Raw genomic sequence first — 18,242 nt, forward strand, 5'->3', positions numbered from 1 at the left:
TATGAACATTCGTATGATCATTTTCCTATTATGTTCGAGGAATATAATAAAAAAAATTTTATAAAAAAGGTTACTAAATACAACAATATTGATGGTGTTAAATTATATAATATTGAATATATTTATGATAAATCAAAAGTTATTAATAAAGTTAAAAAAATTTATAACCATTTAGAGCAAATTATTCAAATAGAGGAATATAATGTTGATTATAGTTTGCATCAACAACAACCTATTGATCTTTTGATGAAAGTTACTAAATATAAAAATTTAAATAATATTTCATCTATTATTGAATATATTTACGATAATAAATCAAAAAAAGTTATTAATAAAAATGTAAATATTTATAATGATTCAGGCAAACTTCTTTCTAAAGAAAGCTATAATATTATTGATGGTTCGGATATACCATTTTTGAGAAAAAAAATTGGTTATTCTACTAAAAATGGCATAATTGAATCTATTGTTGAATATTTTGAATTATCTGATAATAAACAAGCTACTATTATAAGGTTATTTAATAATGGTGTTCTTACTAAAACTATCAAAAAAGAAACTGATTTGTTAGCTAATAAAGTAACTAAAATTGTTTATAAAGATGGTAATAATAAAGTGTTTAGAATTGATACATATGATGTACAAAAAAAAGTTTGGTGTTCTGATGTCTATAAAAATGGAATAATTGTAGATAAACGTTGTGAAGATAAAATTAATAATTCTTATAAACATTATCAAAAATCACAAAATAAAGATGATTTATTACTTATGGATGAAAAAGTTTTGGATAAACAAAATAATGTTGTGGATAAACAATATATTTATAAAGCTGATGGCGAATTAAAAACGATTTCATCAAAAACAAATTTTTATTAAAAAAATATTTTTTATTATTTAATTAGATTAAAAAAAGTAATTAATTTTTAATTAATTTAAATTTTAATTTTATATTAAATTTGTAAATTAATTTAAATTTTACTTTTTTTATTAATTAGAAATATTGATATAATATTTAAAAATAATGATTAATCAATAAATATTATTTTTAAATTTTTTTAACAAAAGCATTTATTATTTTATTTATATTATGGAATTATATTGTTAAAATTTAAAATCAAATATATAATAAGTTCAAGTGATAATATCTCTTTAAGGGGTTTTTTGGTTATAATGCATAGAAAAAAATTTAAAAATAATAATTTTAATAGTTTAAATAATTCATTAGAACCTAATTATGATCCTATGGTTAAATGTTTAATTAATAATATAATTATTTTATGTCATGAAATTCAACAAATCAATTTATTTAATGATAATTATATGAAAGATTTTTTAATTTTTTTACCTATTTATAGCGCTGTTCCTCATACTAATTTAACTCCTCAATTTGCTTCTAATATCCCACAGTTAAATATAGATTATCATTATAATGTAGATAATTTAAAACAACAATTAAGTAAAAAATTAGAAAATTCTAGAATAATTACTAATAATAAAGAAATTTCTTTGAATCAAGAATTTAAAAAAAGAAAACAACAAAGTATTTTGCAAAAATGTAACATTATTACTGAATATAATATTAACAAAGATAAACTCAATGATAAATATAAGATGGCATTTCAAAAGTTAAATTTATTGGAAAATGAATTACAACAACAGCAAATTGAACAAAATAATTTGTTTACAGAAAAATATTCTCAATTTAATCAGAAATATCATAAAAATATTTCGGATATTTATGACTTTTTTCATCAAAAAATTATTATTTTAAATCAAAAAATTAAACAATTAAAAGATATTTTAAATTATTCTATCGAAAATATGAAAAATTTTTATCAAAATCAAATTCAACATTTGCAAGAAGAAAATTTTCAAAAAAATAATTATTTTTCAGAAGAAATTAAAAATTATTTTAATTTATTGCAAAAAAAAATAGAAATGCATAATAACATTTTTGATCAATTTAAATCAGAATTTAATAAAAAATACGAAATAATTTTACAAAAAAGACAAAAAATTTGGGAAGAATATGTAAGAGGATTTTTTTTTATTACTCCAATGTTTTCCAATAGTTATTCTATTATGAAAAATCTGATGCGAGATTTTTTTATATATCAAAAAATGTATTTGATGCGTTTATATGATTGGCGTTTCCAATATATGAAATTTAAATTTATTTATAATTGTAAGTTAAATATTGTTGAATATAACAGACAAATCTTTAATAAAATAAATAACTTCAAAATTGATAATCTTAATTTGATTAAAAATAAAGAACAAAAATTAATTCATAACAATTATTTGCAAAAAATTGATAACTTGGAAATGGAATTGACGTTACTTAAGATAAAAAAAAAATATGGATTAATACAAGAAGAAATTATAGATGAAAAAAATAAACAAAGATTATCTTATGAAAATTTACAAAAAAAATTTATTTTAATTGAAAAATTAAATGATATACAATATCAAAAAGATATATTAGAATTACAAAAACAAAATCAAAAACGCAAATGTTTATTAAAAATGCAATTACAAATGAAAAAAATTCCTTTAAAAATGAAATATGATCATGAAATTTTTAAAAATTTTCAAGAAATACAAAAATTAAAAGAACAACTTTATAATTTGCATTATCATAAAGAATATGAAATAAATTTAAAAAATATTATTTATGAGCAAAAAAAACAAAATTATTTGTATAAAATCGAAATACCTAAAATTAAAATTCAGGATATTATTGCTAAAAATAATTTTATTAAACAAAAAAATTTAATCAATATTACATTATTTAATAATTATTTAAATAAACAAAATCAAACGCACTTAAAAGTTTTGCAAAAAATTAAAGAACAACTTAATATTTTTCAAAGTTTTTATTTTGAAAAAATTAATAATGATTTTACTGTAATTAATTTACAATTTATTTATCAATTAAATAAAATTTTTGTAAACAAAATTATAGATGAACATTTTAAATATCTTTATATTTTAAAAATTAATTTATTAAATTTAAAAATTAATAGAATAAAACAAAAAATTAATTTAAATCAAGTAATTTTAAATTTTTATAATCAAAACATTTCTTTTATTAGTGTATTAATGCATAAGATGAAATTAAAAAACCTTGATAAAAATACAAATTTTTTAGTTTTTTTTGAAAAAAAAATGAAAATTTATGAAACAATTGGAAATTTTTTTAAAAAAAAAATGAAATATTTAGAATATCAACAAAATAAACAACAACAATTAAAAAAACACATAACTAGCCAATTAAAAAAACAACAAAATTGTTTTATTCAAACTAATAATTTATTACAATATCAAATTTTTCAGCTTACTTGTAAACTTAATAGTTTTTCTAATACTAAATTTGGGTATCGCATTTTATATTCATTTTATTTAAATAAAATTAAAAATAAATGGTTATCTTATTATAATCATTTAGAATTACCTAGAAGTTTTTTTGTTCGAGAGTATGATGTTATTAATTCAGAAATTTCTCATATAAAAAAAATTCAATCAGATGAAGATTATTTTTTATTACAAGAAGGCGAATATATTATTGATCGTATTTCAAAGGTATTTTTTGATATTACTCAAGTAATACGTGATGATAGTTTACAAGATATAATAATAAAATACCAAAAACAAGAAAAACAGATTCGTAATGAAATTAACTTATATGAAAAACAAAATAAATCTAAATTAAAAGAAATGAAATGGCAAATAGATTTAATTCAAGATAACTTAAAAGATTCTTTAGCTGACATAGATAAAGATTTCATTATTCAAAAAAATAAAATTAAAAAAAAATATGATGATAAAAATAAAAAAATTAATTATGAATGTAAAAATCAATTAGATCTTTACCAAAAACATTTAAAAGATCAAAATTATCATAGTAATCTTTTGAAAACACAACAACAAAGTGAGCGTAATAAAATTTTATTTAATCATTGGTGCCAAAATAAAGAAATTATTGAAAGTAATAATCAATTATTGAATCAGATTAATAGAATTAAAATTTATCAAAAAATGCAAATACAAAAAATATTGTTTTTTCAAAAAATTCGTTTAATTTTTTTAAAAATATTGTGGTGGTATAAATTTTATAAAAATAAACAAGTTTTAAAGACAGATTATAAGAAAAATTTGATTATTTTAAAACAAAAAATGTTAATTAAATTTATGAGATTATATAAAAAATTAATTAAAATATTTGGTATATAACTTTAATTAATTCATTGTAGATATATAAGGAAATGAAACTAATATGCATATAGGTGATAAAATTCGAAATTTAAGATTGCAAAAACAATTAACTCAAAGAGAATTAGCTCAAAAAATTAATATGACTACAGGTTATATTTCGCAAATTGAAAATAATTTAATTTTACCATCTTTAAATACTTTATTTTTGATGTTAAAAATTTTTAAAATTTCAACAGTAGATTTTTTTCGACAAGAAGAATCTATAATGGTTATCAATAAGAAAACAGATTTCCATATTCAAAATAACCCTAATTTAAAAAATAAAATTTATCATATTTTTAAAAATTTAGATAAATTCAAAATAGAACCAATTATTATCGAAATTAAACCTCAAGGTCAAACTGAGTTACAATTTAAATCCGTTTATCATGAGTTTTTTTTTATTTTAGAAGGTGAGATTTTTTTAATTTTAGATAAATTACATTATTTATTGAAACAAGAGGATACTTTTTATTTAGGAGCCAATAAAGAATATTATTTTTTAAATAATCAAAATAATAAAAATGCTAAAATTTTAAAAATAATTATTTTTTAAAAAATATTTATAATTATATGAAAATTATTATTTAATTTTTAATTGAAATAAATATTGATATTATATAGATTTATTTAACAATTAATTGTGAATAAATATTAATTTTAATTTTGAATGCATTTTTTTGATTTTAATAAGTTTATTAAAAATTAAAAGCTATTGAATAAGAAGATTTTTTAATTAATTTTTTTTTAATATAGAAAAAAATTACAGATAGTTTTTCAAGAGACGTTGTGATATAATCTTATTATAGTTAGTGAGTATTATTAATAATTTATTATAATTGATTTATTATTAATGCTGATGTGGCGGAATTGGTAGACGCATTTGACTCAAAATCAAACAAGTGAATAACTTATATCGGTTCGAGTCCGATCATCAGTACCATACCATCCAAAAAAATTATTTTATTTTTTAAAGTTACATGGAAGAACTATTCATGTTTTTTTTGTTTTATATATGGGACTTTAGGGTAATTAATTAAAATAATAATTAATAAATTAAGTTGAGATCGATAATGAAGCTTTATTCAAAATTTATAAAATTTATTAAAAATAAAAATATTAGAAATTTTCCGTTAATAGAAGTTGTGGTTGATGATAAACAAATGAATAGTTGGGATTGTTTTTTCCAAATAGAAGAATATCCTGAAGAAACTACACATTTTGAATGTTTTGAAAAAGAATTTCAAAATTTTTTTTTAAAACAATTAAGTGAAGATTTAGAAAATTTTGTACAATTACAACCTGTAATTAATGTACATTTTCGTATTCTAGATTGGAATCTGTTAAAGGATGATTATATTTGGAAAAAACATTATCAATATATGTTAGATAAAATTATTACAAACTCGGGCATAGATATAGATAAAAAATTAATATTTTTTTTTCAAAATACCCCTATTTTGGATTTAAATACCAAAAAGTGTTTATTTAAAAGAGAGAATAAAATAGAAGAAATATTTGACATTTCAGAATTAAAATTAAAAATGCATCAATTACAAAAATTATTTATAAAATTTTATAATTTTAATTTTGATTTTGAATTTGAATTTTTACAGTTTGATAAAGATGTTATTTCCGAAAAAACGGTTCATCAATATAAAGATTTTTCCAATAACTTATCAAAAAATAATAAAAATATTCCTTTATTTAATTTTCAAGATATCCCCATTGTTTATGATGAAATGTTTTTATTTTATAAAAAATTTCCACAAATTGTTATTCAAGGTTATATTCAATTTGTAATCGATCATGATAAGTATGGAACATTTTGGATTAGTTTTTATTTGGTAGATCCTATTAGTTGTCAAGATTCTATTTTAGTTAAAAAATTTTTATCTAAAGATATAAAAAAGGCTAAAAGAGAACGTGATGATTTAATTAATGTTTTGCGTGAAGGAATTTTAATATCAGCTGTTATTGAAATTAAACCATCTAAACCGATTAAAGATAAAGTAAAAAGTTTTTATTTTAATTTAAAAGATTATAAGATTTTAGATAAATCATCTATTTTTTTTAAAAAAACAGATGATTATATTGGCAAAAAGCGAATTGAATTTCATATACATACTAAAATGTCCAATTTGGATGCTATTACTAGTGCTAAAGATTATATAGAATTAGCAGAAAAATGGGGTCATGAAGCTATTACTTTTACAGATCATGATGGTTTATATGCTTTTCCAGAAATTTATAAATATATATACAATAAAAATATTAAAGTTATCTTAGGAGTTGAATTAGATTTTATCGAAGAAAAACCAATTTTTATTACTAATCAAGAAATTAATTTAAATAAATTTTCGGATTTTGTTTTGAAAAATCATAATTATGTGGTTTTAGATATTGAAACTACTGGTTTTTCTAAAACTAGGGATCGGATTATTTCTATAGCTGCTGTTAAAATCCAAAATGGTAAAATTATAGAATATTTTGATGAATTAATTAATCCAGGTAAAGATATAAAGATCAGTAATTTTATTCAGAGATTGACTAATATTTCTGACGAAATTTTATTAAACAAACCTCATATTAAAGAAATTTTGTCAAAATTTTTAGATTTTATTAGGGATTGTCCTAATTGTGTTTTAGTAGCTCATAATGCCAGTTTTGATATTGAATTTTTACAAGAAACATTTAAAAATATTGGTTTATATTGGCCTTTATTACCAGTTATTGACACTTTAACTTTAGCTCAAAAATATTTCAATAAGATTTTGAAATATTTTTCTTTAGAAAAAATTGTTAAATCTTTTAAAATTAAACTTGATTCAGAAGGTCAATACCATAACGCTTTATTCGATGCCCGCGCTACTGCTCTTATTTTTTTAGAAATGTTAGAGCAATTAGAAGCGCAAAAAATATTTAATTTTTATGATTTACAAGGTTCTTTAGATATTAAATTTGAGAGACCTTATCATGTTAATATTATAGTTAAAAACAAAAAAGGTTATAATAATTTATTTCATTTAATAAGTGATGCTTTAACCAGGGATTTTATAAAAAAACCTCGTTTATTAAAATCTAATTTTGAAAAATACAGAGAAGGTTTATTAATTGGTAGCGGTTGTTTTGATAGTAATGTTTTCAATATTGCTTTATATAAAAATAATTATGATTTAGCTAAAGCTATTTCTTATTATGATTATATCGAAGTTCAACCTCCTCAGGCTTATCGTCATATTATTTATGATTTAAATGGTGATTCGGATTTTGATATAGATAATTCTTATGGATTAAGTATAATAAAAGATACTATTATTAAAATCATTAAAGAAGCTCAAAGACAAAATAAAATTATTATTGCAACAGGAGATGTTCATTATTTATATCCTTACGAAAAAATTTTACGTGAAGTTTATATTAATGCGAAATTAATTGGTGGAGGTTTACATCGTCTTTCGAAATATCCTTCAAAATTTTTACCTGATAATTATTTTTTAACTACTCAAGAAATGTTAGATTCTTTTAATTTTATTTCTGATGAAAAATTGAAAAAAGATTTGGTTATCAATAATACTCATTTATTGAATCAACAAATCGAAAAATTTAATTTTTTTTCTGATCAACTTTTTAATATTCCTGATGATATGTTTGTTAAAAATCTAAAAATTTCTAGCATTAGGTCAGAAATTCTTAATATTGTTAATGAAAAAATTTTGAATTTGTATGGAAAATTATTACATCCTATCGTTAAATACAGGATTGAACAAGAATTATCTGTGATTGCGCCTAAAGATAATTTGGAAAATAATAATATTGTAGCAATTTATTATTTATCATATTTATTAGTTAAAAAATCTACTGAAGATGGTTATCCAGTAGGTTCTCGTGGTTCAGTTGGAGCCTCTTTAATAGCTAATATTTTGGGTATTACCGAAATTAATCCACTACCTCCGCATTATCGTTGTGTTGTTTGTAAATATACTATTATGAAAACGAGTATAACCGAAACGCTAACATCTGAATATCAAAATTATTTACAATCCTGGCCTTTTGTTATAGATATACAACAATATCAAAAAAAGTTTAAAACTATATTTTCTGGTTATGATTTGCCAAAAGAGAGTTGTCCTTTTTGTAATCAACCTTTTGTGAAAGATGGTCAGGATATTCCTTTTGAAACTTTTTTAGGCTTTGATGGTAATAAAAAACCAGATATCGATTTAAATTTTTCTGGAGACTATCAAAATCAAATTCATAATTATCTTAGAGAGTTGTTGGGAGAAAATTGTGTTTTTCGGGCTGGAACTATTCAAACAGTTGCTAAACAAAATGCTTATGGTTATATTAAATCTTTTATGGAAGAAAAACAAATTATAATTCGTGATAACGAAAGAGATCGTAGAGTGATTATGATCGAAGGAGTTAAACGTTCTACAGGTCAACATCCTGGCGGAATTGTTATTATTCCTAGTGGATTATCTATATATGATGTTACTCCTATACAGTTTCCGGCTAATGATGTTTCTTCGGAATGGAAAACCACTCATTTTGATTATCACGCTTTAGAAAAAAATTTATTTAAGTTAGATATTTTGGGACATGATGATCCTACTTTGATTAAGTTTTTGATGGATGATGTTCTTAAAAATCCTTCTGAATTCCCTTTTAGTAGATTTCAAGATATTCCTGTTGATGATAATCTTGTTTATGAAATTTTTGCTAATAAAGAAGAATGCAAAACTTCTCAAGCAATTCCTGAATTTGGTACACCTTTTGTTCGTAATATGTTAAATGAAATTTATCTAAAAGAAAAAAAATTTAATTTTTCTACTTTAGTAAAAGTATCAGGTTTATCTCATGGTACTGGTGTTTGGTCAGGTAATGCTCAAGATCAGTTGAAAGATAATAAAAGTATTTTTGATTTAATTACTTGTCGCGATGATATTTTAAATTATTTAATTTCTAAAGGGTTGAAAAAATTGATTTCTTTTGAGATTATGGAATTGGTTCGTAAAGGAAAACAAAATAATGATAGACAAAAATGGTCAGATTTATCTAAAATAATGCGTGAGCATAATGTAAATGATTGGTATATTGAATCTTTACAAAAAATTCAGTATCTTTTTCCAAAACCACATGCTGCTGCTTATGTTTTAATGGCTTTACGAATAGCTTGGTTTAAAGTTCATGCTCCTTTGCTTTTTTATAAAGGTTATTTTTCTACTAGAGTTTCTCAATTTGATTATGAAAATATGATGTTAACAACTGATAAAATAGCACAAATATTACAAAAATCTAATGAAAAAGATATGAAAACAGTTCAAAAAGAAAAACTTCATACTTTAAAGATTGCTAAAGAAATGAAAGATAGAGGTTATAATTTTTTACCTATTGATTTAAATAAATCCGAAGCTAATCTTTTTGTTATGGAAGTATCATCTAATTCTTTAATTATGCCTTTTATTACTATTGATGGCTTAGGCCAAGTAGGGGCTAATAATATTGTTAAAGCGCGCGGTGAAAAATTATTTACACAACAAGATTTTGAAAAACGAGTTAAATTAAATAAAACTATTTTAAAAAAATTTCATGATTTAAATTTAATTCAACAATTGCCTCTAGAATGATATTTTGTAACTTTTAAACTATCAATTAATTGTTTTATATATGTTATAATTTAATTGTATATCTTTTATAATTGATTACTTATAAAAATTAAATTAACGGCAAATTATAAACAGAATTTTAATAGATAAAAAGGTGATCTTATGAATAAAAAGATGAAAGTTATAGTGGTTGGTTGTACTCATTCAGGCACTGCAGCTGTTAAGACTATTCGAAAAACTTATCCATATGATAATATTGATATTACCGTTTATGAAAGAAATAATAATGTTTCGTTTTTATCCTGTGGTATAGCTTTATATATTGGTGGAGTGGTTCAAGATAAAAAAGGTTTATTTTATTCTAATGCTCAGGAATTGTCTACATTAGGGATAAATATGCGTTTAGAACATGAAGTATTGCGGATTGATTTTGATCAAAAAAAAATTTTGGTTAAAAATTTACAAACTAATGAAGAATTTTTTGATTATTTTGACAAATTAATTTTATCTACAGGTTCTTGGCCGGTAATTCCGAAATTGGAAGGAATTGATTCTAAAAACTTATTTTTATGCAAAAATTTTGATCATGCGAATGAAATTATTAAATATGCTAAAAATGTTAATAATATTACCATTGTAGGTGCTGGTTATATTGGTGTTGAGTTAGCTGAAGCTTTTTCTTTGCAAAACAAAAAAGTTGTTTTAATTGATGCCGAAGATAGGATTATGTCTAAATATTTAGATGTTGAATTTACTAAACCTGCTCAACAACAATTTACAAATCACCATGTTGATTTAGCTTTAGGACAAAAAGTTTCTCAATTTATTACTAAAGATGGATTAGTTACTCATGTTAAAACTAATAAAGATATTTTTGCTACAGAAATGGTTATTTTATGTATTAGTTTTCTTCCTAATTCAAGTATTGCTAATGGTTATTTAAAAACATCACCTAACGGCGCTTTTATTGTAAATGATTTTTTACAAACCTCCCATCCTGATGTTTACGCTTGCGGTGATTGCATTAATGTATTATATAATCCTTTAATGGATTATAAATATATTCCTTTGGCTACAAATGCTGTTAAAACAGGAACTATTGTAGGTTTAAATATTAAACATAATAGAATAGCGTTTTCTGGAGTTCAAGGCACTAGTGCTATTAAAATATATGAACTCAATATCGCTTCTACGGGAATTACGGAATATGTAGCTTCACAATTGAAATTGAATTATGATGTTGAAGTTATTAAAGATGCTGATAAACCTGAATTTATGCCAGATTATAATGGAGTTATTTTTAAAATTGTATTTGAAAAAAATACTAAAAAAATTTTAGGTGGTCAGATTTTATCTAAATCTAATTTGTTAGAACAGATTAATACTTTGAGTTTATGTATTCAAAAACAAATGACTGTAGATAATTTATTTTCTATTGATTCTTATTTTAATCCTCATTATAATAAACCTTTTAGTTTATTACAATTAGCGACTTTAAGATGTTTAAAATAATTTAAATTTTCTTATGATATTTAATTTTGTAAAAAACTTTTTTAAATTAGTTCTTCTTTGGTTTGAATAAAATAGTTAAAATCATATCTTATTTTCTTATAATTTTATTGGAAACGACTTGTTAGAGGGGTTTTATATTATGTTTTTCAAATTATTTAATATGCTTTTTTTTATAGCTTTTAATATTTTTGTAGCTTTATGCGGTACTCTTTTATATAAAAAAGCTTTAGAAAATGAATCTATTTACCAAAATAAAATTAATTTTGCTGCAAGAATAGTTGATGTTTATAAAAAAAATGATGAACTTAAAGATACAATGTTGAAGCAAACAGATTTTGTTATTACAAATTATGATAAATTATTACATTATTGGTTAAAATTTATTAATTCATCTGTTACTTTTTTACATAATTTGAATAATGATTTTTTAACTTCTTTATTACCTAAACCTTGATATTTTAATTAATATATAAATTAAAAAAATAATCAATATTTATTTATTGATTATATTTTTTTTTAAATTAAAATATAGATGGGGATGTTTATTGGTTTCGCCAAAATTAAAAGGTTTTATTTGTCATAACTTGGTTACGCAAGTAAAAACGTTCGAGGTTTTTAATAAACGGCAATAAAGAAAATAAAAATAGTCAACATGACTATAAATCCGGTTTTTTTGTTAATGATTTAACAGAATCTGGTTTGGTTCACGCAACAGCTTAAATATAATTATATTTATATAATTTTATTTTGGTTTTTATTAATTAATTTTGATAATATCTAGGTAAATTATTGATTTACTTGGATATTTGATTTTTATTTTTAAATTTTAAATTTATTAAATATTTTTTTGTTTGTTTTTAGAATATAAAACAAAATAATTATGTACAACAAATAAAACTAATTAATTTTGTACAGGGGTTCGAATCCCCTCATCTCCACCAATTTGATTATATTTTTGTGCTTGTTTTATATAATTATTTTTTGTAGATATGCCTTAAATAAGTAAAATATTTTTATTCAAAAAAATTAATTTAATGATATTTTTTGATTTAAAAATTATTTAATTATTTTAAAATGTTTTGGTATTTAAAATATATAACGAATTGTTTTATATTATTTTTTTAATAAATGATTTTGTTTATTTTTTGAATAATGTTAAAAAATTGAAATATTTTTAAATAATTAATTTTTTGATTTTTATAAATTTTATTAAATAAATTTATTGTTTATAATTTTTAAAATAATTTTTTAAAAAAATAGAAAATTTATTTATATATTTGATATTTTTGAATGCTTTTGATAATTCATTAAAAATTTAATAAAATGATTTATTTTTTAATTAATATATTTTGTAATAATAAATATATTAATTTTTAAACAATTATAAAAAATTAACAAAATCATTTATATCTAGTTTAAATGGCGATGAGTTATTAATATTTGGAGTTATTTTATCATTATTATTTTGTCGACCTACAGCTATTAAAATAATAGGTATATATTTTTTGTCTATATTGAATAATTCGTTTAATTTATTAAAATGGCAACCTCCCATAAAACAGGTATTATAATTAGAGTTTTGTAAAGTCATAACGAGGTTACATGCGATTAAACCGCATTCAAAAAAAATTTCATTTTTTAATTTTTGCTTATTCATATTATGATAATGTTTTTTAATTTGTTTTAAAATAATTTCTTTTTGCTCTGATGAAATAATTTTATTTTTTAATTTATTTTCATAAATATATTGGGATTTTTCGACTTTTTGTATATTCCCGCACAATAATACGATAGCAGAACTATTTTGAGTTTGTTGAAGATTACCTATCATATATTTTTGTAATTTTTTTTTATTTTCGCTTGTACTAATAATAAAAAAATGCCATGGTTGCAAATCAAAAGAGGAAGGTGTAAAGCGAATTTCGTTAAAAATTTTTTTCCAAATTTCTTTAGAAATTTGGTAATTCGGATCAAAAGATCTAATAGTTTTAATTTTCATTTTATTAATCCTTTATTTAAATTTTAATTTTTTTAATATTTTTTTATATTTTATATCATTTAAGACAATGTATTTTAACAAATTTTAATAATTGATAATAAAAATTTTAAATTAATATTTTATTTTAATTAATAAAATGCAATAAATAAATTAGAAAGGTTTTTGGATTATAAAAGATGTCTCAAAAATTGTTTGATATTTTGCCATTAAATTTTTTTAATTTATTATCTTCTTCTCATAAAGAAATTTATTTAGATTGTCTTTTTATTTTGGCTGATTTAGCTAATAACGAATTTGATGGATATATTGAAAAAAATTTAGCTATTTCTGTATTAGAAAATTATTTTAGCGATAAAAATAATATTTTTTTGGATGAAGATATGGATTCTCAAGCTATAATTAACGCGAAACAGAAAGCTTCTAAAATTATTTATTTATTGAAAAAATATGGTTGGATTGGTGAAGAAAAAATTGGTTATAATACCGATTGTTTAAGTTTTTTTGATTATAGTTTAGAAATGATTCATTTTTTTAAAAAAACTATTAATCAAGTTAAACCAGAGTCAATCGGTAATATCTATAGTATTTATGCTTTATTAAAATCTTTGTTGATTGAAAAAAATTATGCTAATTTTTATGAAGCTTTGATTAAAACACAAAATATTCTATGGAAATTAAAAATTTTAAAATCTAATATTTATCGTTTTTATTATCATTTGTTAAATTCTAAAAATTATATTAATACACAATATTTATTGTCTCAATTATTAAGAAATTATAAAAAAAATTTTTTCGATTCTTCTTATTATTGGTTAAAAACATCAGATAATTTTTTCAAATATCGCAGATATATTAATTTATTTTTAAACAAATTAGAAGATTATCATATATATATAAAAACTTTAAGTGAACAATTATGCGTTATTAATCGAAAAAGTTTAGAAGAAAATATTACATTAATAAAAGAACAAATTGAACAAATGAAATTAAATTTAAAAATTGCTGATAGATTAATAGAGATTATTGATATCAAAAACGAACAATATTTACAAATCATTTGTCAAAGAATTTTATTTTTTGATAATAAAAAAGATCATTTAATACATGCATTAATTGGTGGTATTAAATTAATCAATGATTATGTTTTCGAATATGATTATTTATTTAATTTTAGTTATATTCATAATTTAGATCAATTTTCTTTTTATAAACCTCGTCGTCATAAACAAAGTTTGGTTATTAATAAATTAAATTTAATTTCAGAAAAAACGAAAAATTTTTTAGAAAGTAAAAAAAAATCTTTGTTAAATAAAGATCATTTTTATACGAAAAAAAATATTCTTAAATTTGTTCAAAATTTAAAATTTAATAAAAATTGTTATTTAGCTTCGAATATTAGTTTAGAAAAGCCTCAAGATTTATCTAGGTTAATGTTAATTCGATTATATTCTTTAAAATTAATTAATTTTTATTCTATTAAATCTGTTAATCATAGAATCATAGTCAATAATATTACTTTTTCTAATTTTTTAATAATTAGAAAATAATCTTGCTTATTATAGATATTTATTAATTAATTTTTTAATTATATTAACTAATATTTCTATTATTTGATATTAAATTTATAAATATTCATGGTTATTTAATTCAATAATTAAGTAAAATTTAAAAAAATAATTATATATTCAAAAAGGTGTTATTAAGTTATGACTTATTTATCTTTATATCGTAAATATAGACCTCAAAATTTTCAAAATATTATTGGTCAAGATATTATTGTTCAAACTTTAAAAAATGCTATTAAATATTGTAGGATAAATCATTGTTATTTGTTTAGCGGCGATAAGGGCGTAGGAAAAACAACTTTAGCTAAAAATTTGGCTAAAACTATTAATTGTTTAGATAATTCTGGTTTAGATTGTTGTAATTTATGTAAATCTTGTATGAGTATTAATCAAAAAAATAATTTAGATTTGATCGAAATAGATGGTGCTTCTTATAATGGTGTAGATGAAATTCGAGAATTACAAGATACTTCAAAATATAAACCAATTTTTGGAAAATATAAAATTTATATCATTGATGAAGTACATGTATTATCTTATAATGCTTTCAACGCTTTGCTAAAGCTATTAGAAGATCCTCCTGTTAAAATTATTTTTATTTTAATTACTAGTGAATTTGATAAAATTCCTAAAACTATTATTTCTCGTGCTCAACATTTCGGATTAAAACATATTACAGTTGAAGCGATTAGGAAACAATTGGAAGTTATATCTATTCAAGAACATATGGATATCGATATAGATGCTTTATATCAAATTGCTATTTCTTCAAAAGGTAGTATGAGAGATGCTTTGAATAGATTAGAACAAGTTAGTACTTACTATTATAATAGTCATATTAGTGTCGAAGAAGTCTCTAAAATTTTAGGATTAGTTTCTAAATTTCAAATGAAGAAATTAATTGATTACATATTATATGGTAATGTTGTTACGATGATTGATTTTTTAGACAATCTTTTGCAACCACATGTAGATATTTTTTTATTTATGGAAGATTTAATAGGGTTTTTTTTAACTTTGTTTATTCAAGAATGGAAAGAGACTGATAATAATTTTCAAATCATATTTAAGAATTTAAGCATTAATGAAAAAGATAAATTTTTTATTTTTTTATTTAATTGGAAAAATACTATTAAAAATACTATTCATAAAAAAAAATATTTTATTATTAAATGCATTCAATTAAAACAATTTTTAAGTTTGTATAAAGGAAATAATGCTTTAGAAGATCAGGAAATTATTTATAATGAAAGTATTACTGCAAAAAGATTTCCAAATACTATGGAATTATTATCAACAAAAAAGATTTTAGCTACTTCTTGCGCAAATAATATTAGTCTACCTACTTCTGATGTTTTTGAATGTGCTTGTATGAAGTCCAGTTCTTCTTGTTCAATGATTAGTAAGACATTAGATAGTTTTTTATATGGATTAAAACAAATTTTAATAACACCTGATAATCAAATAACTCAAAAAATTAAAAAAAATTGGTGCCGATTAATGAAAATTTCGGATAAAAATTTGGAAATGGCTGCAATTTGTTTATATAAAAGTAAACTATGTTTAATTAATATTAATAAAGAATGGTTAATTTCTTGTTCAAGTGTAGAAGAATATCAACAGTTACTTAAGCCGCATATCAAAAATAAAATAAAAATTATTTTAAATAAAAAAAATAAATTAATGAAAGAGTATTTTGTGATTTTGCATCAAGATTGGGAACAAAAATTATTACCTATTTATGAAAGATATCAAAAAACTCGTCATATGTGTGATTTAGAATTGTCTAAATTAGATATTAATTTTTATTTAAAATATGCTACATTCGCTTCTAAAAATAATTTTTTAGTTAAACCAACAATGGATAACTCTAATAATGTAGAAGTTTTATGCTTGAATAATTCTAATGATTTTTCAGAAGAAAATAAATTTTTTCGGTTAGCTATTAAATATTTTGGTGCTGATAAAGTTAGATTAAAATAATTAAATTATAAAATTTTCTAAATATTCATTCTTATTATAGTTATAATATAATATTGATTGACAGATTAAAATAATAATTTAGAATAAGGAACGGAATGTAATATGTTCGAAAAATTAAAAAGAATTCAAGAATCTATTAAATATGAACAAAAAAAATTAGAATCTAGAGAGTTTACTGCTTGTGTCGGTGACGTTATGATTGTTATGCAAGGGACCAAACAAGTAATTGATGTACGTATTCAAAATTCTCAAATTCTTAAAAATTTAGACCTATTACAAGAAAGTATTTTATTATCTTTTAATAATGTTTTGCAACAAGTAGATAAAGCTTCTCGCGATGTTATTACGAGAGCTTCGGAATATTTAGAGTTTTAATAATTTTTAAATTATATGTCTTTAATTAATTATATTTTTAATCTTTCAAATTTATTTTTAACTGAAATTATAAATATTATTAACTTTAAGTGATTATTTGGAATATATAAATTAATAGTTCTGATTGTTAAAAAATTAATAAAATAAGAAGGTTATTTAAAATATTATGATAAATCAAAGTAATAATCAAAATCCTTTTAAAGAATATTCTATGTTAGAAATCGCTTTGGATATTTTGCAAAAAAACCAAAAACCTATGCCTGTTTATCAATTAATAGAACAGGTTTTGGATATAAAAAAAATAGAAAATTTACGACAAGATTGTTTTTTACAACTTTATTTAGATATTGTAATTAGCGGATTATTTGTATTTCATGGCGAAGATTTGTGGGGTATTAAAACTGATAATTTAGATTTATGGGATAAAGAATATTATGCGGATGAAGAAAAATCTGATATTGACAATGAATTATTAGATTTAAAATATTCTAATAATTTAGATGATGATTTCAGGTTAGAAAATGATTCGGATTTTAGTCATACAGATGAGACAGCTGATCGAGAAATTTTAGAAGATATAGATGATGTTGTTTTGGAAGATGATGAAGCGGTTTTAAGAGAGGAAAGTGATTCTGTTAATGCAGAAGAAGATAAAAATGAAGATATTAACGAATATGATTGGGCGCCAAATGAGGAATAAATATCTTGTTATTTTATCAATTATCAATCATTAATGCTGATAAATACTGAAAAAAATAATAACGATTATTTAAAAGGAAAATGATAAAGGGTTATATATCAGAAAGTCAAATTCTGATATCAAAACGCAAATAATTTATTCATAATTAAATGCTATCGGCGAAATTAGTATAGTTATATCAAAAATTATTAATTTTTTTATTTTATTAGAAAAGATTATATTAATTAAATTATTTTATTAAATAC

Annotated in this window: 11 protein-coding genes and 1 tRNA gene; 11 read left to right on the forward strand and 1 reads right to left on the reverse strand. The window is 20.6% G+C overall.

The window, feature by feature from the left end:
• From KHD59_RS01325 to KHD59_RS01355, 7 genes are all read left to right on the forward strand, one after another.
• Positions 1 to 876 (forward strand): hypothetical protein (locus tag KHD59_RS01325; protein WP_238120273.1); only part of this gene is annotated, 876 nt, incomplete at its 5' end.
• Positions 877 to 1,170: 294 nt separating this feature from the next.
• Positions 1,171 to 4,233, forward strand: coding sequence for a hypothetical protein (locus tag KHD59_RS01330; protein WP_213680392.1), 3,063 nt, complete (start codon positions 1,171 to 1,173; stop codon positions 4,231 to 4,233).
• A 43-nt stretch (positions 4,234 to 4,276) separates the two neighbouring features.
• Positions 4,277 to 4,810 carry an XRE family transcriptional regulator gene (locus KHD59_RS01335; RefSeq protein ID WP_213680393.1) on the forward strand — a complete coding sequence of 178 codons (534 nt, stop codon included), beginning with the start codon at positions 4,277 to 4,279 and terminating at the stop codon, positions 4,808 to 4,810.
• Positions 4,811 to 5,109: 299 nt separating this feature from the next.
• Positions 5,110 to 5,197 (forward strand) — tRNA-Leu (locus KHD59_RS01340).
• 130 nt (positions 5,198 to 5,327) lie between these two features.
• Positions 5,328 to 9,884 carry an exonuclease domain-containing protein gene (locus KHD59_RS01345; protein WP_215905403.1) on the forward strand — a complete coding sequence of 1,519 codons (4,557 nt, stop codon included), beginning with the start codon at positions 5,328 to 5,330 and terminating at the stop codon, positions 9,882 to 9,884.
• A gap of 153 nt (positions 9,885 to 10,037) precedes the next feature.
• Positions 10,038 to 11,375, forward strand: a complete 1,338-nt coding sequence (locus KHD59_RS01350) for an FAD-dependent oxidoreductase (protein WP_213680405.1) — start codon at positions 10,038 to 10,040, stop codon at positions 11,373 to 11,375.
• Positions 11,376 to 11,514: 139 nt separating this feature from the next.
• On the forward strand, positions 11,515 to 11,829 hold the full coding sequence (locus tag KHD59_RS01355; RefSeq protein ID WP_213680394.1) for a hypothetical protein: 315 nt from the start codon (positions 11,515 to 11,517) through the stop codon (positions 11,827 to 11,829).
• Between the two features lie 927 nt (positions 11,830 to 12,756).
• Here KHD59_RS01355 and KHD59_RS01360 read toward each other — a convergent pair.
• Positions 12,757 to 13,374, reverse strand: a complete 618-nt coding sequence (locus KHD59_RS01360) for a nitroreductase family protein (protein WP_213680395.1) — start codon at positions 13,372 to 13,374, stop codon at positions 12,757 to 12,759.
• 176 nt (positions 13,375 to 13,550) lie between these two features.
• Here KHD59_RS01360 and KHD59_RS01365 point away from each other — a divergent pair, with 176 nt between their 5' ends.
• The 4 genes from KHD59_RS01365 to rpoE all read left to right on the forward strand — a co-directional run bounded on the left by KHD59_RS01365 (position 13,551) and on the right by rpoE (position 17,997).
• Positions 13,551 to 14,921: a Wadjet anti-phage system protein JetA family protein gene (locus KHD59_RS01365; protein ID WP_213680396.1), complete on the forward strand. Its 1,371-nt coding sequence runs from the start codon at positions 13,551 to 13,553 to the stop codon at positions 14,919 to 14,921.
• A gap of 159 nt (positions 14,922 to 15,080) precedes the next feature.
• The gene (gene dnaX, locus KHD59_RS01370; protein ID WP_213680397.1) at positions 15,081 to 16,922 is read left to right on the forward strand and encodes a DNA polymerase III subunit gamma/tau; all 1,842 of its coding nucleotides are present in this window, start codon (positions 15,081 to 15,083) and stop codon (positions 16,920 to 16,922) included.
• A gap of 102 nt (positions 16,923 to 17,024) precedes the next feature.
• Positions 17,025 to 17,297 carry a YbaB/EbfC family nucleoid-associated protein gene (locus tag KHD59_RS01375; RefSeq protein WP_004995129.1) on the forward strand — a complete coding sequence of 91 codons (273 nt, stop codon included), beginning with the start codon at positions 17,025 to 17,027 and terminating at the stop codon, positions 17,295 to 17,297.
• Positions 17,298 to 17,463: 166 nt separating this feature from the next.
• Positions 17,464 to 17,997: a DNA-directed RNA polymerase subunit delta gene (rpoE, locus tag KHD59_RS01380; protein WP_213680398.1), complete on the forward strand. Its 534-nt coding sequence runs from the start codon at positions 17,464 to 17,466 to the stop codon at positions 17,995 to 17,997.
• Positions 17,998 to 18,242: the final 245 nt, after the last annotated feature.

Origin of the sequence: Sesame phyllody phytoplasma (genome assembly GCF_018390775.2) — a bacterium.
Classification (GTDB): Bacteria; Bacillota_I; Bacilli_A; order Acholeplasmatales; family Acholeplasmataceae; genus Phytoplasma; species Phytoplasma australasiaticum.